Here is a 24958-nt window from a genome sequence, read left to right on the forward strand (position 1 = left end):
GTTCCTCGCGAGGAGCGTCGCCGCTTGTACAAAAAAGCGCAGGAAATGTCATGAAGCACACTTTTGAGCAGTTGCGCCTCGACTCGGTCTCGCGCAGCTTCACCAACGCCGAAGGTCAGCAACTCGCGGCGTTGAAGGGACTCGATCTGAACATCCAGCGCGGCGAGTTCATCGCGCTGCTCGGACCGTCGGGCTGCGGCAAGTCGACCGCGCTGAACTGCATCGCCGGATTGCAGCCGTTGACCGGCGGCGGCATCTGGCTCGACGACAAACGTATCGACGTGCTGCCGCCCGAAAAGCGCGGCTTCGGCATGGTCTTTCAGAACTACGCGCTCTTTCCGCACATGTCGGTGCTGGACAACGTCGGTTTCGGATTGAAGATGCGCGGGGTATCCAAGGCCGAAGCGACGAAGCGGGCGAAAGCCGCGTTGCAACTCGTGCAACTGATCGGCCACGACGCCAAGCTGCCCGGTCAGCTTTCCGGCGGCCAGCAACAGCGCGTGGCGATCGCGCGCGCGATCGTCATCGAACCGCCGCTCGTTTTGATGGACGAGCCGCTCTCTAACCTCGACACCAAGTTGCGCATCGAAATGCGCGCCGAGATTCGCCGCATCCACGGCAAGCTGGAGCGCGCGACGATCTACGTCACGCACGATCAGGACGAAGCGCTCTCGATGGCCGATCGCATCGTCGTGATGAAAGAGGGCGTCGTGCAGCAGGTCGCGTCGCCGAAGGAAGTCTATTCGCGTCCGAAGAACCTGCACGTCGCGCGGTTCATGGGCTTTCGCAATGTCGTGCAGGCGACGCTCGAAGGCACGCAGGGCGATTGCGTCGCGGTGAACGCGAACGGCGTCAGGCTGCTCGGCACGCCGATGGAAGGCTTCGACAGCAAGCGCGTTGCGGTCGCGCTGCGTCCGGAAGACATGGAGCGCGTCGCGCCCGGCACGGAAAACGCGTTCGACGCGCACGTCGAAGTCGTCGAGTACGGCGGACGCGATTCGCTCATCATCATCGATACGGCGTTCGGCAAGCTCTGGGCGCGCATCGCGGGCGAATGCAGCGAAGGCGAGCGCATCACGCTGCGCGTCGCGCCTTCGAAGACGCTCGTGTACGGAGAAGAAAAATGATCGCGCTTCCCGCGCAGCGCGATCCGAAGGGCTGGCTCGTAGCGCCCGCGCTCATCTTCATTCTCGCGCTGTTCATCTATCCGTTCGCCTATGGGCTGATGCTGTCGTTCAATCCGATGAACGGCGGCGGCATGTGGGCGAACTACGTCACGTTCTTCACCGATTCGTCGATGTGGCCGACGATCATCGTCACGCTCAAGCTCGCCGTGCCCGCGACGATCATCAACGTCGGCGTATCGGTGCCCGTCGCGTTCGCGCTGCGCCGCACGTCGCCGTGGCAGAAGTTCGCGACGACGCTGCTCGTCGTGCCGGTGACGCTCGGCACCGTGCTGATCGCCGACGGCATGCTCACGTACTTCAGTCCGAACGGCTGGTTCCCGCAGGCGTTGCAGGCGCTGCATCTCTACGGCGATGAAGTGCGTCTCACGCACAACTACTGGGGCGTGCTGATTTCGCTGATCGTGTCGGGATTTCCGTTCGCGTTTCTGCTGACGCTTTCGTACGTGACCGGCATCGATCCGACGCTCGCGCGCGCGGCGGCCACGCTCGGCGCGAATCCGTGGCAGCAGTTCCGTCAGATCTATCTGCCCTTGCTGTTGCCCGGCCTCACGATGACCGCGTGTCTCTCGTTCGTGCAGGCGTTCTCGGTGTTTCCGTCGGCGGTGCTGCTCGGCGCGCCGGCCGGCCCGACGCGCGTGATCTCGATCGCCGCATCGGAGGCTGCGTTCGAAAACTACGACTACGCGCTCGCATCGACCATCGCGATCGTGATGGGCTTCGTGCAGTTGCTCGTGGTCGGCGGCATGCTCGGCGCGCGCCGCTTCTTCTATACGGGTCCGGTGACGGGAGGCAAGGGATAATGACGACCGATAACCGCGCGGCGTCCGGCTGGCAGGCCGGCGCCCCGACTCGAAGCACGGGCAAACAGATGAAACAGCAAGCGAGCCTGCGCGCCAGGCTATGGAAGTTCTTCGTCTGGACGACGATGGCCTTCTTCCTCGTCAACGTGCTGCTGCTGATCGCGACGGTCGCCGTGAATTCGGTGGCGACGCGCTGGTTCGGCACGCTGCTGCCGCAAGGCTTCACGCTGCACTGGTACGCGCAGGCGTGGAGCGACTTCCAGCTTTCGAGCGTGCTGCTCGTGACGCTCGAAGTGGTCGGCGCGGTCGTTCTGCTGTCGATCGCGCTCGGCGTGCCCGCCGCGTATGCGCTCGCCCGCGTGCAATTTCCCGGCAAGCGTTTCGCGATGCTCGTCTTCCTGCTGCCGCTGATGGTGCCGCCCGTGACCTACGGCATCCCGATGGCGACGGTCATGTACAAGTTCCATCTCGCGGGCACGCTGACCGGCGTGATCCTCGCGAACCTGGTGCCTGCGCTGCCGTTCGTCATTCTCGTGATGACACCGTTCATCGAGCAGATCGATCCGAATCTGGAATCGGCCGCGCGCATCTTCGGCGCGAACACGGCGAAGTATTTCCGCTACGTGCTGCTGCCGCTGCTCGTGCCGGGCATGCTGGCTGCCGGCTTGCTGGTGCTGGTGCGGACCATCGGCATGTTCGAGCTGACGTTCTTCACCGCCGGTCCGACGACGCAGACGCTCGTCGTCGCGCTGTACTACGCGGTGTTCTCGACGGGCGTGCGCGCGCCGCAGTCCATCGACGCGATGGCGATGATCTACATGGCCATCACGATGATCTGGGTGCTGATCGCGTTGCAGTTCGTGAGCCCGACGCAGCTCGTGTCGCGCGTGAAGGAACAGAAGCAGTGACGAAATTTCGTGCAGTTGGAGAGCTGAACGCGGAACCGCGCCTGAGTATCGCGAGCGGGCCGCATGTGCTCGAAATTGCGCCGATGGCGGGCGGGCGCATCACGCGCTTCGCCACGCGGGATGCGCGCGGATTGCATGACTGGCTCGCGCCGGTGACAGTCGCGAGCTGGTCTTGCGATGCGTGGCCCAAGGGCGGCAGCTATCCGCTCGTGCCGTTTTCGAATCGCGTGCGCGATGCGCGTTTTCCCGCGCCGGACGGTTCCGTCGTCGAACTGGCGACGTTTCCAGGCATGACGCACGCATTGCATGGATTCGGCCAGTACGCGGCGTGGAGCGTCGAGTTGCACGAGGCGGATTGCGTCGTGATGCGTTACACGCACGGCGAGGGCGAGCACGGCTGGCCGTGGGCGTTCGAGGCCGTGCAACTGATCGAGGCCAATGCGGATGGCGCGCGGCTGTCGATGCGTGTCGCGAACCGGTCGTCGAGCCCGATGCCGGTCGGCCTCGGTTTTCATCCGTATTTCGTCGCGCTGGAAGCCGAACTCCATACGACGACGCATTGGCGTCACGAAGCCGAAATCGCGATCGAGCCGACGGACGAACGTCCCGCGCTTCTCCACCAACGCGAGACGGAAGGGTACACGCGCTATCTGAGCGGCTGGGACGGCCGTGCGACGCTGCATTACGCCGACGGCCGCACGCTCGGATTGATCGCCGACGACGCGCTCGGTCACGTCGTCGTGCATTGTCCGGCCGGGGCGGGTTATCTGTGCGTCGAACCGGTGTCGCACGTGAGCGACGGCTTCAATCTCGCGGCGCAGGGCTTGCGCGGGACGGGCATCGCCGTCATCGAGCCAGGTAGTGAAATACAGGCGTCGCTCTCGATGGCAGCCGGCGCGAACCCGGCCCGGCACGACGGCGCCGCCGCCTGACGCGCGCTTCGACACAGGCGCGCTCGCGGACCGCGCGGCAGCGCGATGCGTTCGCGGGCAGCACGCCCCCGACGATGCAAATATCCGTGTTCATGGCGCACCTCCATCGACTCAGCGCGTGAGCGGCATCGAAAAGAACGATTCGACGAGATCGACGATGCGCCACGTCGCGCAAGGCCGGCGGCAATGGGCGTCGAAACCGGCGTCCTTGAGCGTCTGCACCGGATCGGCGGGCCACACGTTGCTCATCGCGACGAGCAGGCGGCCGGTGACATCGCCGTCCGTACTCAACGTGCGCAGAAAGACGTAGCCGGATTCGTTGTCAAGGCTCGTGTCGAGAAGCAGCGCGTGCGGATGCCAGCTATTGACCAGCGCGCGCACCGATTTCAGATCCTGCGAAAGGATGACCTGCAAGCCTTTGAGCCGAAGTTGCACGGCGAGCGAATCGCCGATCGACTTGTCCTTGTGGGCGATCAGCACACGGCGCGATGCGTCTCCGGTACGCGCCCGCTTGATGCGCCACAATGCGAATTCGCTTTCGCTGGCGGCCAGACGGCTTGACATCTCATCCTCCATTCTCGTTTTGGGTTACGTGGTGATTCGACTGCGTTCAGTTTCGGCCGAACGTGGCGGTCGCCAAACCCGGCGCGGGAGGGGAACGCGGGAGATTTTGGGAGACTGCCGAATGTATCCCTGCGAAAGGAGGGTGGAAGTCGGGCAAGGCGCGCGTAATATCGGAACCGTTCTCGGAGCGTCGCAATGGAAAATGGCTATTTCAAAACTGTGTTGCTAGTAGAGGACGAAGGGCTCACCAGGAGCGCGATGAAAAGCCTGATCCTGGCGAACGAGCCTTTGCTCGAAATCGACGAAGCCGATGGAGTCGAGCAGGCGAAAGCCAAGCTTTCCGCCAATACCTACGATCTGATGTTTCTCGACTACCACTTGCGCGGCCAGGCGACCGGCATGGATCTGCTCAACTGGATCCGCGAAGAAGAACGCGAGGTCCAGACGATCATGCTGTCGGCGCAGGATGACCGCGACACGGTGCTCGAATGCATCAAGAACGGCGCGTGCGGATTCATCTCGAAGGGCAGTGAGCAGGGCGCGGGCGTGTTTCGCGAGGCGCTGAAAACGATTCTGAACGGGCGCGTGTATTTGCCGAATACGGTGCTGGGCAAGGGCGGTCACAGCCCGAAGCCGGTCTCGCCGCACGCGGGCGTGACGATCGAATCGCTCGAACTGCCGCCGCGCCTCACCGAGACGCTGCGCTATCTGCTGCAAGGGCTGTCGAACAAGGCGATCGCGCGAAAGATGAACATCAGCGAAAACACCGCGAAGGAATATTCGAGCGATCTGCTCGCGCGCTTTCACGTGACGCGGCGAACGTTTCTAATCGTCGAAATGGCGCGGCGCGGGATCGAAATGCCGATGAGCAATACGTCGTCGGCGTCCTGAGCCGCCAGTTTCTCTTCCTCGACGCGGGCGCACCGAAAGGGCGTCCGCGTCGTCTTTTTTTCATCGGTCCGATGAATCATCCCGGGGATGGTAAGGTAGAGCCCGGACTAAATTTGAGATGGGGTCAGCGTAGGTGATTCGCAGGATGACGTTCACGAAAATGCAAGGCGCCGGCACGGCATTCACGGTGACAGCGGCGCTGCTTCTTGGCGCATGTGCGCCGCTTCCGCAGCAGAACGACACGGACGCGGCCGCGGCGGCATCGGCGGCATCGGCCGCGCAAGCGGCTCAGGCGGCGGTCAAGGCGCCCGTCGCGCCGGCGCCGCCGGGGGAAAGGCGCATCATGGTCGGCACCGCGAACGGCTATCACCTGATGCTCAAGACGACGCCGCCATCGCAAGTCTGCGACGACAACGCGTTCGCAGACGGCGTGCGCTACGGCTATGCGCTGACATGGAACCGGCTCGTCAGCGAAGACGTGCGCAACGGCGGCAAGGCGAAGCGCAAGTTCGACGCATCGGCCGTTCATTCCCAGGACGATCAATACAAGATCCAGTGGGAAGGAAAGGAGCGCGTCAACGCGTGCGCGTCGGATGGTTATCTGATCGGGCGTGTCGTCGGGACGCATCTCGCCGGCGTCGACATGCGCAACGGCAAGCCCTCCTGAAGCGCGGAAACCGGGGTTAATCGCAGGTGTGCGTCGCGGTGACGTAGCGGCCGGCCGCCGCGATGTCGCCGTAGATCGTGTAGCCCGTGCCGTTCGCCGACGCCTGCGCGATGACGAGCACCAGCGACTGGCTCGTCAGGCCGCCGCTGGGCACGGAGACGGCCAGCGTGTCGGAGCTCGGCGAATATTCGCGCACGCGCGGCGCGATCGGCGTCCATTTTTCCTTCACGCAGCGGATGAACTCGTACGGCTTGTACTGCGACGTGCCCGACCCGAACGGGACGGTCTTGAGCAGGGCGTCGTCGGTCGAAACGCAGGCGCTCAGGGCGCACGCGCCGATGGCGGCGAACAAGATCGATGTGGTTTTTCTCATGATTCCGATGCCTTTTTCTGTAGTATCCGCTTAAGCTACCGACCCGCGTCTATTCGATGCCCGACAAGCTTCACGGCCGTCGATCCTAACCGTTTCCCTGACAAACCGTAAAGCATGGGCGACCGCTCGTTCGTGCCGGTCGCGCTGTCCGGAACTCCGCGCCAGATCTGAAAGCAAGCTTTCGATCCGTAGTTTTCCCAATATTGGTCAAGTCGGGTCAACCATGGCCGTTATATAGGCGTTTCACACGTTGAAGCCTTTTGTATGGCGCGAGCGCGGGCGGCGGGAGCCGAAATGGCGCTCTCCGTCCGCGCGAAGTCCCGGCAATGCGTGGACCCCGATAACCTTGACGTACCGTTGCCGTCGTCGATTCGCTGACGAAACGCAGCGTGAGCCAGTTTCATAGAACGCATGTCTCGCACAAAGTTGCTCGCCCGGCTTCGCGCCATTTCCCCGATCGGACGTTTGTCCGGCGGCGTCGATCTTCAGCGGCTCGCCGCCCCCGTGCTCACGGTCGTCATCTGCGTGCTGCTGCTCGTCGTCTTCCAGCATCTTTCGCGCTCGGTCGATTACAAGTCGGTCATGCACTCGCTGCGCATGATGACGGCGCAAGCGTGGTTCGCCGCGCTGTTCGCCACCGCGCTCAGCTTCGCCGCGCTCGTCGGGCGTGACGCCGTGGGGCTGCGTCACATCGGCGTCGCGGTGCCGCGGTCTTTGTTGTGGGTCGGCGCGACGGTCGGTTCGGCGCTCGGCAACGTGACCGGTTTCGGCGCGCTGACGGGCGGCGCCGTGCGTTGCCGCGTGTACGGCGCGGCCGATGTCACGCCCGCGCAAGTCGGCCGTCTGACGATTTTCACGAGCATCACGCTCGCGCTGTCCCTCGCGTTCATGGCCGCCGCCGGCATGGTGTTCGGCGCGGAGACGCTCTCCGGCATGATGCACCTGCCGCCGGCCGCGTTGCGCGCGACCGGCGCGGCGCTGCTCGCCGTTTTCGCCGCGATGGTCATCGTCTGCGGCCGCGAGCCGCGCACTTTGCACTCGCGCTGGAAGTGGCTGTCGTTCACCGTGCCGGCGCGCCGCGATTTCGTCGCGCAGGCCGCGCTCGCCGTCGTCGACGTGTTCGGCGCCGGACTCGCGCTCTGGGCGCTCCTGCCGAATCCCCAGGTCGGCTTCGGCGAATTCATGACGGTCTTCTCGGCGGCGATGCTGCTCGGCATGATCGGCCATACGCCGGGCGGCGTCGGCGTGTTCGAGGCGGCGATGGTCTTCGCGCTCGGCGGCAGCGCACAGACGCCGGACGTCGTCGCCGCGCTGCTCGCGTATCGCGCGATCTACTTCGGCTTGCCGCTGATCCTGTCGGCCGGCGTCATGGCCGCCTTCGAAGGCCGCGCGCTGAAAGGCCGCTTCAATTTTCTGAGCCCGCATCACGTTTCGCAGCTTGCGCCGTTGTTCCTGTCGATCGTCACGTTCGCGGCAGGCTCGATGCTCGTCATCTCGGGCGCGACGCCCGCGTTCAAGATGCGTATCGCGCTGTTGCAGACCATCGTGCCGCTTTGGGTGCTGGAAAGCTCGCAACTGCTCGGCTCGGTGCTCGGCGTGCTGCTGCTGTTCGTCGCGCGCGGTCTCATGCGCCGCCTCGACGCCGCCTGGTGGCTCGCGCTGATTCTCGCGGTGGCCAACCTCGCGCTGTCGCTCGCGAAAGGTCTCGCGTTCGTCGAAGTGGGCGTGCTCGCGTTTCTCGTCGTGCTGCTCGTCCTGACGCGCGAGCGCTTCAATCGCCGTTCATCGCTCTTCGCCGAGCGTTTCACCGCGACGTGGCTCATTTCGATCGGCGTCGTGATGGCGCTCGCCGTGTGGATCATGTTCTTCGCCTTCCGCGACGTGCCTTATAGCCGCGATCTCTGGTGGCAGTTCGCATTCGACGAGCGCGCCCCGCGTGCGCTGCGCGCGACGCTCGCGGCGGCGCTGTTCGCGTCCGCGTTCGCGGTGTGGCAACTGCTGCGCCCGGCGGCGGGCCGCTTCGTGAAGCCCGCGCCGCAGGATCTCGCCGATGCCGCACGCATCCTGCGCGCGCAGGAACGCAGCGACGCCGGCCTCGCGATGATGGGTGACAAGAGCTTCCTCTTCTCCGAGTCGCGCGAAGCCTTTCTGATGTACGCGAAACACGGCCGCACGTGGGCCGCGCTGCACGATCCGGTCGGTCCGCGCCGCGAGTGGGCCGAACTGATCCGCAAGTTCGTCGAGCTCGCGCACGCGCACAACGGCCGCGCGGCGTTCTATCAGGTGCGCGCCGATGCGCTGCCGCTCTATCTCGACGCCGGCCTCACGCTGATGAAGCTCGGCGAGGAAGCGCATCTCGCTCTGTCCGACTTCGATCTGAAGGGCTCGCATCGCTCGCATTTGCGCTATGCGATCAAACGGGGCGAGCGCGACGGTCTGGACACGGAAGTCATCGGACCGGAGCGCATCGGAGCAAGCATGCCGATGTTGCGCGCCATCTCCGACGACTGGCTCGGCAGCCGCTCGGCGCGCGAGAAGAGCTTCTCGGTCGCGGCGTTCAACGAGGAATACCTCGCGGCGCAGTCGGTGCTGCTCGTGCGCCAGCAGGGCGAGCCGGTCGCGTTCGTCACTTTCATGACGACCGACATGAACACCGAAGCGACCGTCGGCGTGATGCGCCATGTTTCGGCCGCGTCGCCCTACGCGATGGAATATCTCTTCACCAAGCTCGCGCTGCATCTGAAGGAAGCGGGTTTCAAGTCGCTGTCGCTCGGCATTGCGCCGCTGTCGGGCATGGAGCCGACGCCGCTCGCATCGCCGTGGCATCGGATGGCCGGACTGGTGTGGCGCTTCGGCGGCCGTTTCTACAACTTCCGCGGTCTGCGCGGATTCAAAAGCAAGTTCCAGCCGCGCTGGGAGCCGCGCTATCTGGCGGCGTCCGGCTCGGTCGGCGTATTTTTCACTTTGGCGGATCTTTCGCTCCTCGCGGGCGGCTGGCGTTCATGAAATTCCTTTGCAAGAAAGCGGCGGCGCTCGTGGTGGCCGCCGTCTGTGGTGTGTCCGTGACGGGTATGGCGCATGCCGCCGAGTCGATCTCCGGCGGACGTTACGGTCAGGTCCAACTCACGAAGCCTGCGGGCGACATGACCGGCTTCGTCGTGCTGTTTTCCGAGAAGAGCGGCTGGACGCCGGCCGATCAGCAGGCCGCCGATGCGCTCGCCGCCAAGGGCGCGATGGTCATCGGCGTCGACACGCCGCGCTATGCCGCGCGCCTCGCCGCCGACAAGACCGAGAAGTCCTGCCACAACCTCGTCGGCGATGCGGAAAACATGAGCCATCAGCTCGAACGCACCGTTCAGTCGAATCGATATTTTTCGCCGATTCTCGTCGGCAGCGGGCAGGGCGCGATGGTCGCGGAAAGCGCGCTGAAGCAGGCGCCGGACAACACCGTCGCGGGCGCGGTCTCGCTTGCGGCCGACCCGATGCTCGACCCGCGTTTCAATCCGTGCGCGCCGGATGCGACCATCATCCACGCAAAGGGTTTGCCGGGCTTCTTCGAATACACGGCCGTGCTGGAAGCGAACCGCTCGAAGGCCGACGCGCTCGTCGCGATGACGGCGCCGCGTCTGAAAAAAGCCGGGCGTCCGACCGAGAACGATGTCTCCGATCTCCCGCTGATCGAACTGCGCGCCGCGCAACCGACCGACTTGCTGGCGATCGTGATTTCCGGCGACGGCGGCTGGCGCGATCTCGACAAAACGATGGCGCTGGCGCTGCAACGCGATGGCGTGTCGGTGATCGGCGTCGACTCGCTGCGTTACTTCTGGAGCGAGAAGTCGCCGCAGCAAACCGCCGACGATTTGGCGCGAATCATCCGCACGTACAACGCGCGCTGGCATACGAGCCATGTCGCGCTCGTCGGCTATTCGTTCGGCGCGGACGTGATGCCGTTCGCGTACAACCGTCTGCCGGACGCAGTCCGCGCGCAGGTGTCGTATATCTCGCTGATGGGCTTCGCGCCCGACGCCGACTTCCAGATTCGCGTGACGGGCTGGCTCGGCATGAAGGCGAGCGACAAGGCGCTGAAGGTGCGGCCGGAATTCGACAAACTGCCGCCATCGATGGTGCAGTGCATCTACGGCGCGAACGAAGAAGACACACTGTGTCCCGCGCTGACGAAGACGGGCATCGAAGTGGTGAAGCTGCCGGGCGATCATCACTTCGGCGGCGACTACGATGTGCTGGCGCGGCGGATTCTCGCGGGCTGGCGCAAGCAGATCGCGGCGCGGCAGCAATAACGCAGCGCCGCGACCGGCTTACTTGAGCGGGCCGAGATAATCCCGCTTGCCGATCGGCGCGCCGAGATGGCGCAGGATGTCGTGGGTCGTGACGACGTGGAAATAGAAGTTCGGCAAGCCGAAGCCGAACAGATAATCGTCGCCTGAGAACGAAGGCGAGAAATCCGGGAATTTCAGCGTGACGGTGCGCGTTTCGCAGCCGGCGAGCGAAGCCTTGTCGATGCTCTTCAGGAACGCGATCGTCTTCTCGATGCGCGCCTGCAGCGCCGGAAAGCTGTCCTCGTTGTCCTCGAAGCGCGGCGCCTCGATGCCCGCGAGACGCGCCGCCGAGAGCTTCGCCGTGTCGCTCGCGCGCTGGATCTGCGCGGCGAGCGGCAGCATGTCGGGCGCGAGGCGCGCGTTGATCACATCGGCGTGAGCGAGGCCTTTTTCATCGGCGAAGGCGGCGCCTTTCTTCAGCAGATCCGCGCAGACTTCGAGTCCGCGAATGAAGACCGGAATCGATGCGCGATACATCGTGAGGGACATGGGTTGCGCTCCTTGAGGTTTGAATTCGACAACGACAGGGGTCACAAGCATAGCGCCGCGCCCGGTTGCCTGCTCGAATCGGCCGGAGTCACTCACGAACGGGAAGCCTGCGCATGCCGCGCTTCCCACGCGCGCACGTCGGCCTCATAGCGCTCGAGCGCTTCCCTGTACAACTCGAACACGCACTGATTGCAGCCGCTGCGGCAGCAGTCTTCCGGCAGCGGACGCTCGGGCGGCGTCGGGCGAGGATCGTCGGCGGGGTGGGATGGATCGTTCATCGCTTCATTGTGCATCGGCTTCGCTGAGCGGACGCGGGCGGCTAGACTTTGGCTGCGGCGCGCGTCATGCGCAATGCGATACTGCGCGCGGGGCGGCGATTGCGCCCCGTCATCACGTCGATCGGATCGAGGAACTCACGCGATGAATCAGATCGTCAGCCTTGCGATCTCCGCTGCGCTCGCGAGCGCTTTGCTTGGCGGCTGCGCGGCGCCCGGCCAGCAGCCGGAGTCCGGCGCTCAAACAGCCTGGCACGCCGAAATCCGCCGCACGCAGGACGGCATTCCGCATATCCGAGCGGCCGATTGGGGCAGCCTCGGCTTCGGTTTCGGCTACGCGCAGGCGCAGGACAATCTCTGCACGCTCGCCGATGGCTTCGTCACGTATCGCGGCGAGCGCTCGGCGTATTTCGGCGCGGATGCACGCCCGACGTCGGCGGCGACGTTCGGTCAGCCGCGCAACATCGACGCCGATTTCTTCTTTCGTCTGGTCGGCGATCAGGCGGCCGTCGAGCGTTACCGTGCGGCGCAATCGCCCGAATTGCGCGATCTCATCGACGGCTTCGCGAACGGCTACGACCGCTATCTCGACGACCTCAACGCCGGCAACTTTCCCGAGGCACATGCGGCGTGCCGGGGCAAGCCGTGGGTCGACAAGATCAGCGCCGACGATATCTACCTGCGTCTGATCGCGGCGAATCTCGCGGGCGGCTCGGCGCGTTTCGTGACGCCGATCGCGTTGGCGCATCCGCCGAAACCGGGCGCGGCGGCCCCGCGCGGCGACAACGCCGACGCCGACGCCGCGCGTACCGCGCTCGATTCGCTGCGGTTTCCGATCGGCGAAAATCCGGGCATCGGTAGCAATGCGCTCGCGTTCGGCGCGCAGATCACGCGCGACCGGCGCAGCATCCTGTTCGGCAATCCGCACTGGTTCTGGCGCGGCCCGGACCGTTTCTATCAGGCGCAACTGACGATTCCCGGCCAGACGAACGTCGCGGGCGTGTCCTTTCTCGGCGTGCCGCTGATCGTCCTCGGCTTCAACGAAAACATCGCGTGGACGCATACGGTGTCGAGCGCGCGGCGTTTCGGCATCTTTCAGTTGACGCTCGATCCCGCCGATCCGACGCGCTATCTCGTCGATGGCCAGAGCGAAGCGATGACGCCCGTGCCGCTCACCGTGCGCGCGCGCCGCGCCGACGGCACGTATGAGTCCGTGTCGCGCACGCTGTACAAGACGCGCTTCGGGCCGGTCGTCGATCTGTCCGCGATGGCGCAAGGCCTCGGCTGGACCGCGCAAACCGCCTTCGCGATCGCGGACGTGAACGCCGACAACACGCGCGCCTTTCAGAACTTCTTCGCGTGGAATCAGGCGCGCTCGCTCGCCGATTTCATGGCGATCCAGAAGCGCTACGCCGGCATGCCGTGGGTCAACACGTTCGCGATCGGTCGCGACGACGTGCGCGTCTGGTTCGCGGACATCGGCCCGATCCCGAACGTGCCTGACGCGCTCGCGCAATCGTGCACGCCGCCCGCCGGACGCGCGTTCGCGGCCCGCGCGCCGGGCGTGCCGTTCCTCGACGGCTCGAAAAGCGCGTGCGCGTGGCGCGTCGATGCGACGAGCGCGCAGCCGGGCGCGTTGCCGCTGGAGCAACTGCCGAGCGCCGTGCGCGGCGACTACGTCGGCAACTTCAACGACAGCTACTGGCTCACCAATGCGAATGCGCCGATGTCTGGCTATCCGCGTATTGCGGGCGCGGCGCGCGTCCAACAATCGCTGCGCACGCGCTACGGCCATCTGCTCGCGGCGCGTCTGCAGCGCGAACGCGGCGGCGTGACGCGCGAGGCGCTCGAATCGGCGGTGCTCGAGACGCACTCGATGTCCGAGCGGCTGTTCCGCCGGCCGCTGCTCGACGCCGTGTGCACGGTGAATGAAGCGGGCGGGCCGCTGCACGAAGCCTGCGAGGTGTTGCGCAAGTGGAACGGCACGGCGGATATCGACGCGCGCGGCGCGAACCTGTGGGACGAGTTCTGGCAGCGCGCGATGCAGATCGCGCCCGAGCGCCTGTACGAATCCGGCTTCGATCCGAACAAGCCGCTCGCGACGCCGGGCGGCTTCAACATCGACAATCCTGCCGTCGTGCAGGACTTGCGTCAGGCGCTGGGCGGCGCGGCGCTCGCGCTGAAGCTGAACGGCTTCGCGCTCGATTCGCGGCGCGGCGACATCCTCTACACGACGCGCAACGGCGCGCGCGTGCCGCTTTACGGCGGCTGCGACGAAGCGGGCTATTTCACGATCGTCTGCGCGCGGCGTCCGCTCGATCCCAAGGGCTATCCGATGGACTCAAGCGGCCAGGGCGACAGCTACGTGCAAGTCGTCACCTTCGGCGAAAACGGCGTCGAAGCCGACACGATGCTGTCGCACTCCGAATCGGACGATCCGGCATCGCCCCATTCGGGCGACGCGACGCGCGCGTTCGCGGCGAAACGCTGGGCGCGCTTTCCCTTCACCGAACAGTCGATCGACTCCGATCCGGCGGTGACGCGCGTCGTCGTTTCGGGAACGCGCGACGGAGGGCCGGGCGCGCCGAAACGTTGAAAAAAGTCGCGGAAAACGTGCGCGCGCGGCTCGGCGGCGGTCGAACCGCGGGCAAATCCCGTCTATGATGGAAGTTTGCCTCGAAGGGAAACACGGTCATGACTATCGGCGACAGCACGCATCACGACGAAGCAGTACGGCTCGATTCCGTCGCGCTGCGGGATTTCGTGGATCGCAAATGGAATGACGAAATCGTGCCCGCGCTGACGGACTACATCGCCGTGCCCGCGAAAAGCCCGATGTTCGACAGCGACTGGGCGCGTCACGGCTTCATCGAACGCGTGGTCACGGACGCCGTCGACTGGATCAGAACGCAGCCGGTCAAAGGCCTGAAGGTCGAAATCGTCCGCTTGCCGGAGCGCACGCCGGTGATTTTCTTCGAAGCCCCCGCCACGCGCTCGGGCAGCACCGAAACAGTCGTGCTGTATGGCCATTTGGACAAGCAGCCGGAATTCGAAGGCTGGCGCAGCGATCTCGGTCCGTGGACGCCCAAGCTCGAAGACGACAAACTGTACGGCCGCGGCGGCGCCGACGACGGCTACGCGACCTACGCGAGCATCACCGCGCTGGCGGCGCTGGATGCGCAGGGCGTCGAGCGTCCGCGTTGCGTGGGTATCATCGAGACGTGCGAGGAATCGGGCAGCTACGATCTTTTGCCGTATATCGATGCCTTGCGCGACCGGCTCGGCGATGTCGGCCTCGTGATCTGTCTCGATTCGGGCGCGGGCAATTACGATCAGCTCTGGCTCACGACGTCCCTGCGCGGCCTCGTCGCCGGCGATCTCGAAGTGCAGGTGCTGGACGAGGGCATCCACTCGGGCGGCTATGGCGGCATCGCGCCGTCGGCATTTCGAATCTTGCGGCAACTGTTCGAGCGCCTCGAAGATTCGAGCACCGGCAATCTGCTGCCGGAAAGTTTTCATTGTCCGATTCCGATGCTGCGCCGGCGCGAAGCCGAAATGACCGCGCGCATTCTCGGCGACGATGTCTGGAAGAAGCTGCCGTGGGCGTGCGGCGCCGATGGCGGCAGCGTTCTGCCCACGACGACCGATCCGCGCGAGGCACTGCTCAATTCGACCTGGCGGCCGTCGCTCACGGTGACGGGCGCGTCGGGCCTGCCGCCGCTGGCCGATGCCGGCAACGTGCTTGCGCCGCGCACGGCGTTCAAGCTGTCGCTGCGCTTGCCGCCGCTCGTCGACGCTGCCAGTGCGATCGTCCGCCTGCAGCGGCTGCTCGAAATGGATCCGCCGTACAACGCCAAGGTGACGTTCAAGCCCGAAGCGGGCGCGGCGACGGGCTGGAATGCGCCGGATCTCGCGCCGTGGCTGCGCTCGTCGCTGAATGAGGCGTCGAAACGGCACTTCGGCGCGGATGTCGCATACATCGGGCAGGGCGGCACGATTCCGCTGATGAATACGCTCAAGGAAGGCTTCCCGCGCTCGCAATTCATGGTGTGCGGCGTGCTCGGTCCGAAATCGAACGCGCACGGTCCGAACGAATTCCTGCACGTGCCGTACGCGAAGAAGCTGACGGCGTCGGTGGCCGAGGTCATCGCGGCAGCGCCCTGAGGCCGGGCGGCCGAACTTCTGTCTGGAGAAAGCCCGGTTCGTCCGGGCTTTTTTTCGGCCGATTTCAGCGATTTCGTAAAAACAAAGTGGTAAGGCCAGTTGATCGTCTGTAAAGTGATAATCCGCGCGCATCTCGAAAAGCAGAGCGCGAGCCATCAACTATGGAGACGAGTGTCGCAATGAATGCATCCCCCACGTCCACCCCATCCGCCACTGAACGGCGCATCGCCGCCGACACGCTGCACGCGTACGTCCGCGCCATCTGGGAGTCGGCCGGCAGCGCGCCGCGCGAGGCGGAACTGGTCGCGGATCACCTCGTGATGTCGAACCTTTCGGGCCACGATTCCCACGGCGTCGGCATGATCCCGCGCTATGTCGCGTCGCTCTCCGAAGGTCAGTTGCAGCTCAACACGCACGCCGAAATCGTGCGCGATGCGGGCGCGGTGCTGACCGTCGACGGCCGCAAGGGCTTCGGTCAGGTCGTCGCCTACGAGGCGATGGAGCACGGCATCGAGCGCGCGAAGAAGCTCGGCGTATGCGCGGTCGGCTTGCGCAACGCGCACCACATCGGGCGTATCGGCCACTGGGCGGAACAGTGCGCGAAGGCCGGACTCGTATCGTTCCACTTCGTGAACGTGGCGGGCGATCCGCTCGTCGCGCCCTTCGGCGGCATCGACCGGCGCTTCGGCACCAATCCGTTCTGCGCAGCCTATCCGCGCGACGGCAAGAGCCCGCTCGTGCTCGATTTCGCGACGGCGGGCATCGCGTACGGCAAGACGCGCGTCGCCTACAACAAGGGCGTAAAGGTCGCGCCGGGCATGTTGCTCGATCATGAGGGCAAGCCGACGATCGAGCCGAAGGTGATGCACGAGGAGCCGTTCGGCTCCCTCACCGCGTTCGGCCTGCACAAGGGTTCGGGCCTGGCCGCGCTGTGCGAGATCTTCGGCGGCGCGCTCTCGGGCGGCTACACGACGCACGAAGAGACGCTGGAGAAATCGAGTGCGATCATCAACTGCATGACTTCGGTGATCGTCGATCCGAACGCGTTCGATGCGCCCGCCGCGCAAGCAGAGGCCGAAGCGTTCCTCGAATGGATGAAGGCGTCGCCGCGCGCGGAAGGCGTCGATGCGATCTACGCGCCGGGCGAGCCGGAAGAGGCGCGTCGTGCGGACCGCGGCGCGAACGGCATCGCAATCGATCCGACGACGTGGCAGCAAATCCGCGATTCGGCGACGAAATCGGGCATGCCGGAAGCGGAAATCGAAAAGTTCGCGGCCGCACTGCAGTAATTGCGTGAAGCGGTAGCCGCGGCAAATTGGTCAAGCCAATTTGCCGCGCGAACTTCACTCAAGCAGTCAATTCCGTTTCGATCCATTCGACCACCGACGTGCGCGACGGCTGCCAGCCCAGAATCTCGCGGGTGCGCTTGCTGCGCACGCGGCTGTTCGAGCCGAGGCCGTACGAGGCCATCTCGTAGCCCCATTCCTTGATCGCTTCTTCGAGCGGCCAGTCTTCCGGCCCGCGCAGATCGAGCGCCTTCGCCATCGCGACGGTCATGTCGCGGAATTGCGCCTCGCCGCTTTCGACGAAGTAGAACGTGCCCGCAGGCGACTTTTCGAGCGCGAGCCGATAGATGGTCACGACATCGTCGATATGCACGTTCGACCAGATGTTGAGGCCACGCCCCACATGGCGCACGATGCCGCTCTTGCGCGCCTGTCGTTCCAGACGCGGCAACTGCACGCTCGCGGTATCGCGCACCGCGCCGTGGCCGTAGATCAGCGTGTTGCAGAACACCGTCGAGCGCACGCCACGCTTGGCGGCGTCGAGCACGAGATTGTCGATCGCTACGCGCGGCGCCTTGTCGGGCGTCGGCTCCGGCAGGTCGTCCTCGGTATAGATCTTCTCCGATGCCTCGCCGCCCGATGCGTCGCCGACGATGCTCGATCCGCTCGTATGCAGAAACGGCTTGTTCGTGCCTTCGAGCGCGCCGATCAGCGTTTCGACCGCGCCGCGATGATCGCTGCTCGCCGCGTTGATGACGGCATCGGCCGCGTGCGCTTCGGCGGCGAGCAAGGCCGCGTCGTCGAGACTGCCGATCACCGGTTCGATGTTCAGGCGTTTCAGTTCGTCGGCCTGTTCCGCGCGACGGATGAGGCCGCGCACGCGATGTCCGTCCCGCGCGAGTCCCGCCGCGATCGAGCCGCCGATGAAACCGCCCGCGCCCGTGATGAAAACGTTCATGTTCTTGCTCCGTTGAATGTTCAAACTGCGATGAACACAGTATGAGCCGCTTCGACTTTCGCAAAAACGGTGATAGTCTCAAATGAAACTTGACTCGGAATCAATAATCCGAGGCCATCCACCCAACGCGACCGACGATGCCACCGATCGAACTCATCAACGCTCCGGGCCTGCCGATTCCCGCCGGACACTACAGCCACGCGACGCGCGCCGGCAATCTCGTCTGCGTTTCGGGTCAATTGCCGATGCGCGCGGACGGCACGCATACCGGCGATCTCCCGTTCGACGAGCAGGCCGAACAGACGCTTTCGAATCTGCGCACCGTGCTCGAAGCCGCGGGTGCGAGCCTCGCGGATTGCATCGAGGTGACGGTGTATCTCGTCGGCGTCGAACACTGGAAAGCGTTCAACGAGATCTACGCGCGTCACTTCGGCGCCTGGAAACCGGCACGCGCCGTCGTGCCGGTCGGCGCGCTGCACTACGGCTATCTGCTGGAAATTTCCGCGCGAGCGTGGGTCGAACGCGTCTAGCCGTTACGCGAGATCGAGCGATTTTGTCAGGTCGCCGAGCGGCGCCTGACCGCTTGCGGCGAACGCGCGATCCCGCGCGGCCACGCCGTCCAGCGGCGCGAGATCGTGCACGCGCGAGATGAAGCGCAGGATCGAGTTCGTGTCATACACGGTGTGATCGACGTAGCCCTTCTTCGCGAACGGCGAAATCACGAGCGCCGGGATGCGCGAACCGGGCCCCCAGCGATCGCCCTTCGGCGGCGAGACGTGGTCCCACCAGCCGCCGTTTTCGTCGACGGTGACGATCACCACGGTGTTCTCCCATTGCGGCCCGCGCCGCAGACGCTCGATCACGTTCGAAATATGCCGATCGCCCGAAGCGACATCCGCATAGCCCGCGTGCATGTTGAGATTGCCCTGGGGCTTGTAGAACGTGACGGCAGGAAGGCGGCCCGCGTCGATGTCCGCGAGTAGCTTGTTCGTCGACGGATCGTCGCCAAGTCCCGCGTCGCGCAAATGCTGCGCCCGTGCGGCCGTGCCCGGCGCAAAGTTGGCGAAGTAATTGAACGGCTGATGGTGGTACTGGAAGTCCGGCACCGCGCCGGTGTCCCGATGTTCCAGTGCGTACTGCCACGCGCCGCTGTACCACGCCCAATCGACGTTCTTGTCCGACAGGCGGTCGCCGATCGTCGCGTACGTCTGCGGCGGCAATACCAGCGCGTTCGAGCGGTCCGCATAGCGCGAGTCGCCGCCTTGCGGAGGCGGCACGTTGCTCGGCTGATACGGCGGGAACATGGTGTTGACGGCGTATCCGTCCGCCGTGAGCGCGCCGTCGCGCACGTACTTCGGCGGGCCCTCGAGCGCGGATTTGGGCGAATCCGGGGCGAGCTTCAGGCGCGAACCGGCAGGATCGTCGCCTTCGACGACCGCGAGCAGCTTCGCAGCCGGGCTGCCTTTGACATCGGGATAGAAGGGCGCCTGCGCGGAAATGAGGAAGATGTGGTTCAGCCAGGAGCCGCCGAACGCCGACATGAAGAAGTTGTCGCAGAGCGTGTATTGCTGCGCGAGCCCCCAAAGTTTCAGCGTTTCGGGTGAGTTTTGGTAGTGCCCCATGACGAGGCCGCCCGAATCGCCCCACGCCGCGAACTGGTTGTTGCGCCCTGCGTTGATCTGCATCTGATTCTGATAGAACCGATGCACGAGATCGCGCGTGATGACGGAATTGGGCAGCGGCGCACCGTGCGCGTCTGCGATCTGGAAGGGCGCGTTGCGCAGATCGATGATCTGCTGCTCGGTGATCGCGTAGCGCTTGCCGTCGACTTCCTGCGCCTGCGGCACAAGCCCGCCCCAGATTTTCGGCAGCGTGGGCATGGGCGTGACGCCATCGCGATCGAGTTGCGTGTAGTGCGATGCCGGCACCGCCGACAGCGGATATTGCACGCCCGGATAGTTGCCGTAGAGATTCGTGAAGCTGCGGTTTTCCGCGTAAATCACGACGATGTGCTGCACTTTCGCGGCGAGCGTGCGGTCGAGTGCGATATCGGCGGCAGTTTTCGGGGTGGTCGGCTTGTTTTCGAACAGATTGCACCCGCCGAGCGACAGCCCCGCCAGGCCCACGCCCGCGGCGAGCAGCCGCCGCCGCGCGGGGTCGGCGGGTGCGTCGCCTGCTGGCGTATCGTTGCCGGAAGGAAGCTCGTGCTGCGGATGATCGTTTTCATTCATCGCCTGACTCCTCGTGAATATGCGGCCCACGCCCGTTGACGCACGCTGCATGATCGACGCCGAAAGATGACGCGCCCGTTACCGGCGCCCCGACTTGAACCGCTCTGCGTGCGGCTCAACTGAGTGGGGATGATGCCGCATCGTCCCGCCGCGGGAAACCCGGCCGAACGACATAGGCAAAAAACAGGAATATCGTACGAATCGGCCTATGTCTTTTGGCCGACTGGAAAGCGCGAACGACCGTGACTAACATCAACTGAACACGAGCTTTGCTCCGACGAGAACGAGCGTCGCGGCGAGAACGTGACGGAGTAACGCTTCCGGCGCCTTGGTCGACAGCATGCTGCCAAGGGCGATGCCGGGAATCGAGCCCACGAGGAGCGAGGCGAGCAAGGACCAGTCGACTGAGCCGAGCATCCAATGGCCGGTGCCGGCAATCAGCGTGAGCGGCACCGCGTGAGCCACGTCCGAGCCGACGATGCGCGCCGTCGCGAGACGCGGATACAGCAGCAGAAGTACAGTCACGCCGATTGCGCCTGCGCCCACGGAAGTGATCGAGACCAGCAGGCCGAGAATCGCGCCGGTGAAGACGGTCCACGCGGCGGTACGCGTCGGGTGTTCGGGGCGGCCATGTCCCTTTTTGTAGGCAAGGCGCGCGAGTTGCGGCCGGAAGATCAGCGAAACCGCCGTGATGAGGAGCGCGGTGCCGAGTATCAGCTGGATGAGCCGCGCGGTGCCCGGCGCTGTCACACCGTGCTCGTGCAGAAAGTAGAGTGTGATGGCCGCAGCGGGCACGCTGCCCGCCGCGAGACGGCCGGTGATGCGCCAGTCGACCGAGCCCTTGATGCCGTGCACGAGCGTGCCGGCCGTCTTGGTCGCGGTGGCGTACAGCAGATCGGTGCCGACGGCGGTCGCCGGATGTATGCCGAACAGCAGGACGAGCAGCGGGGTCATCAGGGAGCCGCCGCCGACGCCCGTCAGGCCGACCAGGAAACCCACTGCGAGACCTGAGGCAGAATAAAGTAAGTCGATATGCGGAAATGACATGCCGGACGCCCGCAACCCTTGCTGGGCGGGGCTGTTTAACGTTCATCCAAAATTTGTCCGAATCGCGACTCTTGGCTTCGGACATCCTTGTACGACTCGGTCATCGCGGCCGACCGACGCCCGAAAATTGCCCGGGCAAAATCCTTTCCTTTTTCCTGCAAACGGAGGCGCGCCGAGAGCGGTCGGATTTCGTGAGAACCTTTCGGCGTCGCGGCTTAGGGCGTCCCGATTTCGCGCGCGTCCGCGAAGTACTCTTTCAGCGATCGGAGCCCAAACGCTGCGCCGGCCTTCTAATGAAACCGTGCGCCTCCCGGCAGACGCCTTTTAGCGCTGGCCGGACAAAAGGGCTAAGAGCATAGCACTCTTCAGCTATGGCTCGCGGAGCCTATGCCGAACTGACCAGCCTGGCCGGCCTAGACCGCAGTTGGGCTTGCGCGTTGTCCCGATTCGATCGAGAACACGCGCGCGATTGCCGGAATGCGTCGAAGCAGGAAAACGAACCCGACGGCTAACGCCATTTCCGAAGCAGCGAAGACGAACCACGGCGTGGTCGGCGCGAACAGCCACTGAGCAAAAAGATTGAGGGGATAGTTGAACGCGAATATGGGCAGCGTGTTTTTACCGAGAAAACTGAGTGCGCGCGACGTCGCGGTGAGCCGGGCTAACCTGGCCAATGCCCATATCCCACATATTGATGCGAGGAGGAAAAGCGCTGGATTACCGATAGTCTCGCCGGCGAGGTTCGCTGCTTTGGGATTCCACAGCGAAGCGATGATCCATCCGAGCGCGCAAAGTGGCAGCGTCCAAGCGGGAAAACGCCTGCCGTCCAGCATTTTGGATTCGGCTGCAACGAAACCCAGGTGGAAATAAAAGAGCGCGACAAAAGCGATCTTGATGTTCCAGGGTGAGAAGCCTTTCACGAAGGCCATTAACGTGCAGCCGACGACCAATGATGCGGCGATCACGACATGCACAACGTGTCGCGCGTACCGGGTCAACGCCGCGTACATGGCTTCGGTGCAGAACAGGCAAGTTAGAAACCAGAGCGGCGTGCAATAGAAAGTAAGATTCGATCGAGGTATGGAATACGCCGTACCCCCGAGTTGCACGAAGAATTGGGAGAGACTGGTTGTATTCCCAAATAGAATCGACGGGAAGATCGCGATTGCGGCGGCGACTGCGTACGGCATCAGAAGGCGTCGGGAATTCCTGCGCATGACCTCTAGCGGACCTCTCTTGCCGTTGAAAAGGTATCCAGACAGGAAAAAGAACAGAGGCATATGACACGAGTAAATGACTCGGAAGAGCCACTCTGGCAAACCAATGGCGTGTCCAAGGACAACAAGAACGATCCCGATCCCTCGGGCTGCGTCGATTGTTCTGTTGCGCAAATCCACCTCTGAGTTCGCTCAAAAAGCGCAATTTTAGCCCAAGCCATTGCCACATAAGGCCGAGAGGCTTATGGTCCGACATATCGAGATGACATTGCGCGCGGAGAACGCGTCAGGCGTGGGCGGGTCGAAAGGCTGTCGATGACAGCGGGTAAGCGCCCCCGAACGCCTCACGAAACCCTTCAGATTACTTTCAGGAAGGTGCAATGAACACACAGGAACAGCAGCAACAGCAGCAACAACAGCAGATGCAGGTGTCGCAATCGAAGCTGCCGGACGAAGCGTTCATCCCGACGGAGCACCCGAACATACCGAGCGAACGCCAGTTCGTGCTGAAGTCGGGCAACACGTTCGCCGTCTACGATGCGAACGGCGATATCCGCGGCGACGACGACGGCCTCTTCGTCAACGACACGCGCGTGCTTTCGGAGCTCGTGCTGACGTTCGGCGGACGCGCGCCGTCGCTGCTTTCGGGCAGCGTATCGAGCGACAACGCCGTCTTTACCGCGCACCTGACCAACCGCCCGCTGCCGCCCATCGGCGGAGCACGCACGCCGGAAGGCGTAATCCACGTCGAACGCAAGCGCGTGCTGTCGGGGCATGTGCTGCACGAGAGCATCGTGCTGACGAACTACGGCACGGAGCCGTCCACCGTGCCGCTGTCGATCTCCTTCAAGGCCGACTTCCTCGACATGTTCGAGGTTCGCGGCGCGATACGTGGCAAGCGCGGGGCTTTGCGTCCGCCGGTCGTCGAGAACGGCGAGGTCGTGTTGCGCTATGTCGGCCTCGACGAGGTGGAGCGCACGGCGCGCATCCAGTTCACGCCCGCGCCGGACGTGCTTTCGCCCACCCGCGCCGACTACGCGCTGCATATCCAGTCCGAAACGGCCATTTCCGTGTATCTCTCGGTGACGGCCGTGACGCACGCGCTCTCGGACGCCAGCGAGCAAAGCAAGCGCAACGCCGCGGAAGCGGCCGAATGCGCGCCCGAATCGGGCCGTCCGGCGATCCGCGACGCGCTCGTGGAGGCGCATCGCCGCATGCGCGACCGGCGCCGCGCGAGCGCGCGCGTGCGTTCGAGCAATCCGCTCTTCAGCGAATGGATCGACCGTTCGCTCGCCGATCTCGGGCTGCTCACCACCGATCTCGAAACCGGCCCTTATCCGTACGCTGGCATTCCGTGGTTCTCGACGGCGTTCGGCCGCGACGCGATCATCACGTCGCTGCAAATGCTCTGGCTGCATCCGACGCTCGCGCGCGGCGTGCTGCGCTTCCTCGCCGCGAATCAGGCGCGTGAAGACTCCGCTTTCCGTGATGCCGAAATCGGCAAGATCATGCACGAGACGCGCAAGAGCGAGATGGCGGCAACCGGCGAAGTGCCGTTCGCGCTCTATTACGGCGGCGTCGACAGCACGCCGCTCTTCATCGTGCTGGCGGGCGCATACGCGGAACGCACCGGTGACACCGCCCTGATCGATGAAATCTGGCCGGCGCTGCAGCTCGCAGCGCAATGGGTCGCGCGCCATTGCGACAAGAATCCGCACGGTCTGCTCGACTACCAGCGCGCATCCGAGCACGGTCTGGCGAATCAGGGGTGGAAGGACAGCCAGGATTCGGTCTTCCACGCAGACGGCAAGTTTCCGATCGGCCCGATCTCGCTCGTCGAAGTCCAGGGTTACGCATCGACCGCGTTTTCCACGATGGCGCGTCTCGCCCGCGAGCGCGGGCAAGGCGAGAACGCAAGCGAGTTCGAGCGGCGTGCGCGTCACATTCGCGAGCGTGTCGAAGAGATGTACTGGATGCCGGAGATGGATTTTTACGGCATTGCGCTCGATGGCAAGGGCGAGCTATGCCGCGTGCTGTCGTCGAATGCGGGGCATCTGCTCGCGTTCGATCTCGTCGAACGCGAACGCGGCGAGGCTGTCGCCAAGCAACTCGAATCGGCGCTCTTTCACACGGGCTGGGGCGTGCGGACGCTTGCGGCGGGGCAGCCGCGCTTCAATCCGATGTCGTATCACAACGGCTCGGTATGGCCGCACGACACCGCGCTCTGCGCACGCGGCCTCGCGCGCTACGGCGATCGCGGCGCGGCCGTGGGACTGCTGCAGTCGCTGTTCGAAGCCGCCGTCACGTTCGACATGCGTCTGCCGGAGCTTTTCTGCGGATTCACGCGCCAACGCGGCGAACGGCCGATCGCCTATCCGGTCGCGTGTCTGCCGCAGGCGTGGGCGGCGGGCGCGCCTTTCATGATTCTGGAAGCGTGTCTCGGCGTGACCGTCGACGCCGTCAAGGAAGAAGTGCGTATCGACCGGCCGGAGTTGCCCGAAGGCATCGACTGGCTCGAAATCGGCGATCTGCGGCTCGGCGACAAGACCGCGACGATCACGTTCCGGCGCGTCGGCGGGCAGGTCATTCCGTCCGTCGAAGGCGACGTCAGGGTCGTGGCCGTTCTGTAACG

21 protein-coding genes are annotated in these 24958 nt (G+C 64.7%); 13 read left to right on the plus strand and 8 right to left on the minus strand.

Annotated features, from left to right (window positions below; genetic code table 11):
- The first annotated feature begins 50 nt into the window (after nucleotides 1-50).
- From LDZ23_RS17715 to LDZ23_RS17730, 4 genes are read left to right on the plus strand one after another with little or no spacing between them, the layout of a single operon-like run.
- On the plus strand, nucleotides 51-1127 hold the full coding sequence (locus LDZ23_RS17715) for an ABC transporter ATP-binding protein (protein ID WP_008353423.1): 1077 nt from the start codon (nucleotides 51-53) through the stop codon (nucleotides 1125-1127).
- Nucleotides 1124-1987, plus strand: coding sequence for an ABC transporter permease (locus LDZ23_RS17720; RefSeq protein WP_008353421.1), 864 nt, complete (start codon nucleotides 1124-1126; stop codon nucleotides 1985-1987). Before LDZ23_RS17715 ends, LDZ23_RS17720 begins: the two co-directional genes overlap by 4 nt.
- On the plus strand, nucleotides 1987-2895 hold the full coding sequence (locus tag LDZ23_RS17725; protein WP_033536134.1) for an ABC transporter permease: 909 nt from the start codon (nucleotides 1987-1989) through the stop codon (nucleotides 2893-2895). Before LDZ23_RS17720 ends, LDZ23_RS17725 begins: the two co-directional genes overlap by 1 nt.
- Nucleotides 2892-3827 (plus strand): aldose epimerase family protein, encoded by a 936-nt coding sequence (locus tag LDZ23_RS17730; RefSeq protein ID WP_008353417.1) that lies wholly within the window; start codon nucleotides 2892-2894, stop codon nucleotides 3825-3827. The genes LDZ23_RS17725 and LDZ23_RS17730 overlap by 4 nt, the downstream gene beginning before the upstream one ends.
- Before the next feature lie 111 nt (nucleotides 3828-3938).
- Here LDZ23_RS17730 and LDZ23_RS17735 read toward each other — a convergent pair whose 3' ends face one another.
- Nucleotides 3939-4391: a response regulator gene (locus tag LDZ23_RS17735; protein WP_008353416.1), complete on the minus strand. Its 453-nt coding sequence runs from the start codon at nucleotides 4389-4391 to the stop codon at nucleotides 3939-3941.
- Nucleotides 4392-4649: 258 nt separating this feature from the next.
- Here LDZ23_RS17735 and LDZ23_RS17740 point away from each other — a divergent pair, with 258 nt between their 5' ends.
- Nucleotides 4650-5282, plus strand: a complete 633-nt coding sequence (locus LDZ23_RS17740; protein WP_008353415.1) for a response regulator transcription factor — start codon at nucleotides 4650-4652, stop codon at nucleotides 5280-5282.
- 145 nt (nucleotides 5283-5427) lie between these two features.
- Nucleotides 5428-5949 (plus strand): hypothetical protein, encoded by a 522-nt coding sequence (locus LDZ23_RS17745; RefSeq protein ID WP_008353414.1) that lies wholly within the window; start codon nucleotides 5428-5430, stop codon nucleotides 5947-5949.
- Nucleotides 5950-5965: 16 nt separating this feature from the next.
- Here the strand turns inward: LDZ23_RS17745 and LDZ23_RS17750 are convergent, their stop codons facing one another.
- Complete coding sequence (locus LDZ23_RS17750; protein WP_008353413.1) at nucleotides 5966-6322, minus strand: hypothetical protein; 357 nt, start codon at nucleotides 6320-6322, stop codon at nucleotides 5966-5968.
- 411 nt (nucleotides 6323-6733) lie between these two features.
- Here LDZ23_RS17750 and mprF point away from each other — a divergent pair, with 411 nt between their 5' ends.
- The gene (gene mprF / locus LDZ23_RS17755) at nucleotides 6734-9328 is read left to right on the plus strand and encodes a bifunctional lysylphosphatidylglycerol flippase/synthetase MprF (protein WP_033536136.1); all 2595 of its coding nucleotides are present in this window, start codon (nucleotides 6734-6736) and stop codon (nucleotides 9326-9328) included.
- Entirely contained in the window at nucleotides 9325-10620 is a 1296-nt protein-coding gene (locus tag LDZ23_RS17760) for a virulence factor family protein (protein WP_008353411.1), read from the plus strand. The genes mprF and LDZ23_RS17760 overlap by 4 nt, the downstream gene beginning before the upstream one ends.
- 18 nt (nucleotides 10621-10638) lie before the next feature.
- On the opposite strand, the gene LDZ23_RS17765 is transcribed toward LDZ23_RS17760, so the two are convergent.
- Together LDZ23_RS17765 and LDZ23_RS17770 are read right to left on the minus strand one after the other, a co-directional pair.
- Nucleotides 10639-11148 carry a DUF1993 domain-containing protein gene (locus LDZ23_RS17765; RefSeq protein WP_008353409.1) on the minus strand — a complete coding sequence of 170 codons (510 nt, stop codon included), beginning with the start codon at nucleotides 11146-11148 and terminating at the stop codon, nucleotides 10639-10641.
- A 92-nt stretch (nucleotides 11149-11240) separates the two neighbouring features.
- Nucleotides 11241-11426: an oxidoreductase-like domain-containing protein gene (locus LDZ23_RS17770; protein ID WP_235366212.1), complete on the minus strand. Its 186-nt coding sequence runs from the start codon at nucleotides 11424-11426 to the stop codon at nucleotides 11241-11243.
- A 142-nt stretch (nucleotides 11427-11568) separates the two neighbouring features.
- On the opposite strand from LDZ23_RS17770, the gene LDZ23_RS17775 reads away from it, so the two are divergent.
- From LDZ23_RS17775 to LDZ23_RS17785, 3 genes are all read left to right on the plus strand, one after another.
- Nucleotides 11569-14019: a penicillin acylase family protein gene (locus tag LDZ23_RS17775; protein WP_244808144.1), complete on the plus strand. Its 2451-nt coding sequence runs from the start codon at nucleotides 11569-11571 to the stop codon at nucleotides 14017-14019.
- A gap of 98 nt (nucleotides 14020-14117) precedes the next feature.
- Nucleotides 14118-15587: a M20 family metallopeptidase gene (locus LDZ23_RS17780; protein ID WP_034471776.1), complete on the plus strand. Its 1470-nt coding sequence runs from the start codon at nucleotides 14118-14120 to the stop codon at nucleotides 15585-15587.
- 179 nt (nucleotides 15588-15766) lie between these two features.
- Nucleotides 15767-16876: a malate/lactate/ureidoglycolate dehydrogenase gene (locus LDZ23_RS17785; RefSeq protein WP_008353401.1), complete on the plus strand. Its 1110-nt coding sequence runs from the start codon at nucleotides 15767-15769 to the stop codon at nucleotides 16874-16876.
- Between the two features lie 58 nt (nucleotides 16877-16934).
- Here the strand turns inward: LDZ23_RS17785 and LDZ23_RS17790 are convergent, their stop codons facing one another.
- Nucleotides 16935-17831 (minus strand): NAD-dependent epimerase/dehydratase family protein, encoded by an 897-nt coding sequence (locus LDZ23_RS17790; protein ID WP_008353399.1) that lies wholly within the window; start codon nucleotides 17829-17831, stop codon nucleotides 16935-16937.
- 137 nt (nucleotides 17832-17968) lie between these two features.
- Here LDZ23_RS17790 and LDZ23_RS17795 point away from each other — a divergent pair, with 137 nt between their 5' ends.
- Nucleotides 17969-18361 (plus strand): RidA family protein, encoded by a 393-nt coding sequence (locus LDZ23_RS17795; protein ID WP_008353398.1) that lies wholly within the window; start codon nucleotides 17969-17971, stop codon nucleotides 18359-18361.
- Nucleotides 18362-18364: 3 nt separating this feature from the next.
- On the opposite strand, the gene LDZ23_RS17800 is transcribed toward LDZ23_RS17795, so the two are convergent.
- From LDZ23_RS17800 to LDZ23_RS17810, 3 genes are all read right to left on the minus strand, one after another.
- Nucleotides 18365-20062, minus strand: coding sequence for an acid phosphatase (locus tag LDZ23_RS17800; RefSeq protein ID WP_008353396.1), 1698 nt, complete (start codon nucleotides 20060-20062; stop codon nucleotides 18365-18367).
- Nucleotides 20063-20314: 252 nt separating this feature from the next.
- Nucleotides 20315-21109, minus strand: coding sequence for a sulfite exporter TauE/SafE family protein (locus LDZ23_RS17805; RefSeq protein WP_008353395.1), 795 nt, complete (start codon nucleotides 21107-21109; stop codon nucleotides 20315-20317).
- A 413-nt stretch (nucleotides 21110-21522) separates the two neighbouring features.
- The gene (locus LDZ23_RS17810; RefSeq protein WP_008353393.1) at nucleotides 21523-22506 is read right to left on the minus strand and encodes an acyltransferase family protein; all 984 of its coding nucleotides are present in this window, start codon (nucleotides 22504-22506) and stop codon (nucleotides 21523-21525) included.
- Between the two features lie 242 nt (nucleotides 22507-22748).
- Between LDZ23_RS17810 and LDZ23_RS17815 the strand changes: the two genes are divergently transcribed.
- Nucleotides 22749-24956 (plus strand): amylo-alpha-1,6-glucosidase, encoded by a 2208-nt coding sequence (locus tag LDZ23_RS17815; RefSeq protein WP_235366214.1) that lies wholly within the window; start codon nucleotides 22749-22751, stop codon nucleotides 24954-24956.
- Nucleotides 24957-24958: the final 2 nt, after the last annotated feature.

The sequence above is a fragment of the Caballeronia zhejiangensis genome (genome assembly GCF_022879815.1).
GTDB classification, from domain to species: domain Bacteria; phylum Pseudomonadota; class Gammaproteobacteria; order Burkholderiales; family Burkholderiaceae; genus Caballeronia; species Caballeronia zhejiangensis.

Coding starts and splice junctions, on each gene's coding strand:
- LDZ23_RS17715 (WP_008353423.1), top strand. CDS start 51: ATGAAGCACACTTTTGAGCAGTTGCGCCTCGACTCGGTCTCGCGCAGC.
- LDZ23_RS17720 (WP_008353421.1), top strand. CDS start 1,124: ATGATCGCGCTTCCCGCGCAGCGCGATCCGAAGGGCTGGCTCGTAGCG.
- LDZ23_RS17725 (WP_033536134.1), top strand. CDS start 1,987: ATGACGACCGATAACCGCGCGGCGTCCGGCTGGCAGGCCGGCGCCCCG.
- LDZ23_RS17735 (WP_008353416.1), bottom strand. CDS start 4,391: ATGTCAAGCCGTCTGGCCGCCAGCGAAAGCGAATTCGCATTGTGGCGC.
- LDZ23_RS17740 (WP_008353415.1), top strand. CDS start 4,650: ATGAAAAGCCTGATCCTGGCGAACGAGCCTTTGCTCGAAATCGACGAA.
- LDZ23_RS17745 (WP_008353414.1), top strand. CDS start 5,428: ATGACGTTCACGAAAATGCAAGGCGCCGGCACGGCATTCACGGTGACA.
- LDZ23_RS17750 (WP_008353413.1), bottom strand. CDS start 6,322: ATGAGAAAAACCACATCGATCTTGTTCGCCGCCATCGGCGCGTGCGCC.
- mprF (WP_033536136.1), top strand. CDS start 6,734: ATGTCTCGCACAAAGTTGCTCGCCCGGCTTCGCGCCATTTCCCCGATC.
- LDZ23_RS17760 (WP_008353411.1), top strand. CDS start 9,325: ATGAAATTCCTTTGCAAGAAAGCGGCGGCGCTCGTGGTGGCCGCCGTC.
- LDZ23_RS17765 (WP_008353409.1), bottom strand. CDS start 11,148: ATGTCCCTCACGATGTATCGCGCATCGATTCCGGTCTTCATTCGCGGA.
- LDZ23_RS17770 (WP_235366212.1), bottom strand. CDS start 11,426: ATGAACGATCCATCCCACCCCGCCGACGATCCTCGCCCGACGCCGCCC.
- LDZ23_RS17775 (WP_244808144.1), top strand. CDS start 11,569: ATGAATCAGATCGTCAGCCTTGCGATCTCCGCTGCGCTCGCGAGCGCT.
- LDZ23_RS17780 (WP_034471776.1), top strand. CDS start 14,118: ATGACTATCGGCGACAGCACGCATCACGACGAAGCAGTACGGCTCGAT.
- LDZ23_RS17785 (WP_008353401.1), top strand. CDS start 15,767: ATGAATGCATCCCCCACGTCCACCCCATCCGCCACTGAACGGCGCATC.
- LDZ23_RS17790 (WP_008353399.1), bottom strand. CDS start 17,831: ATGAACGTTTTCATCACGGGCGCGGGCGGTTTCATCGGCGGCTCGATC.
- LDZ23_RS17795 (WP_008353398.1), top strand. CDS start 17,969: ATGCCACCGATCGAACTCATCAACGCTCCGGGCCTGCCGATTCCCGCC.
- LDZ23_RS17800 (WP_008353396.1), bottom strand. CDS start 20,062: ATGAATGAAAACGATCATCCGCAGCACGAGCTTCCTTCCGGCAACGAT.
- LDZ23_RS17805 (WP_008353395.1), bottom strand. CDS start 21,109: ATGTCATTTCCGCATATCGACTTACTTTATTCTGCCTCAGGTCTCGCA.
- LDZ23_RS17815 (WP_235366214.1), top strand. CDS start 22,749: ATGCAGGTGTCGCAATCGAAGCTGCCGGACGAAGCGTTCATCCCGACG.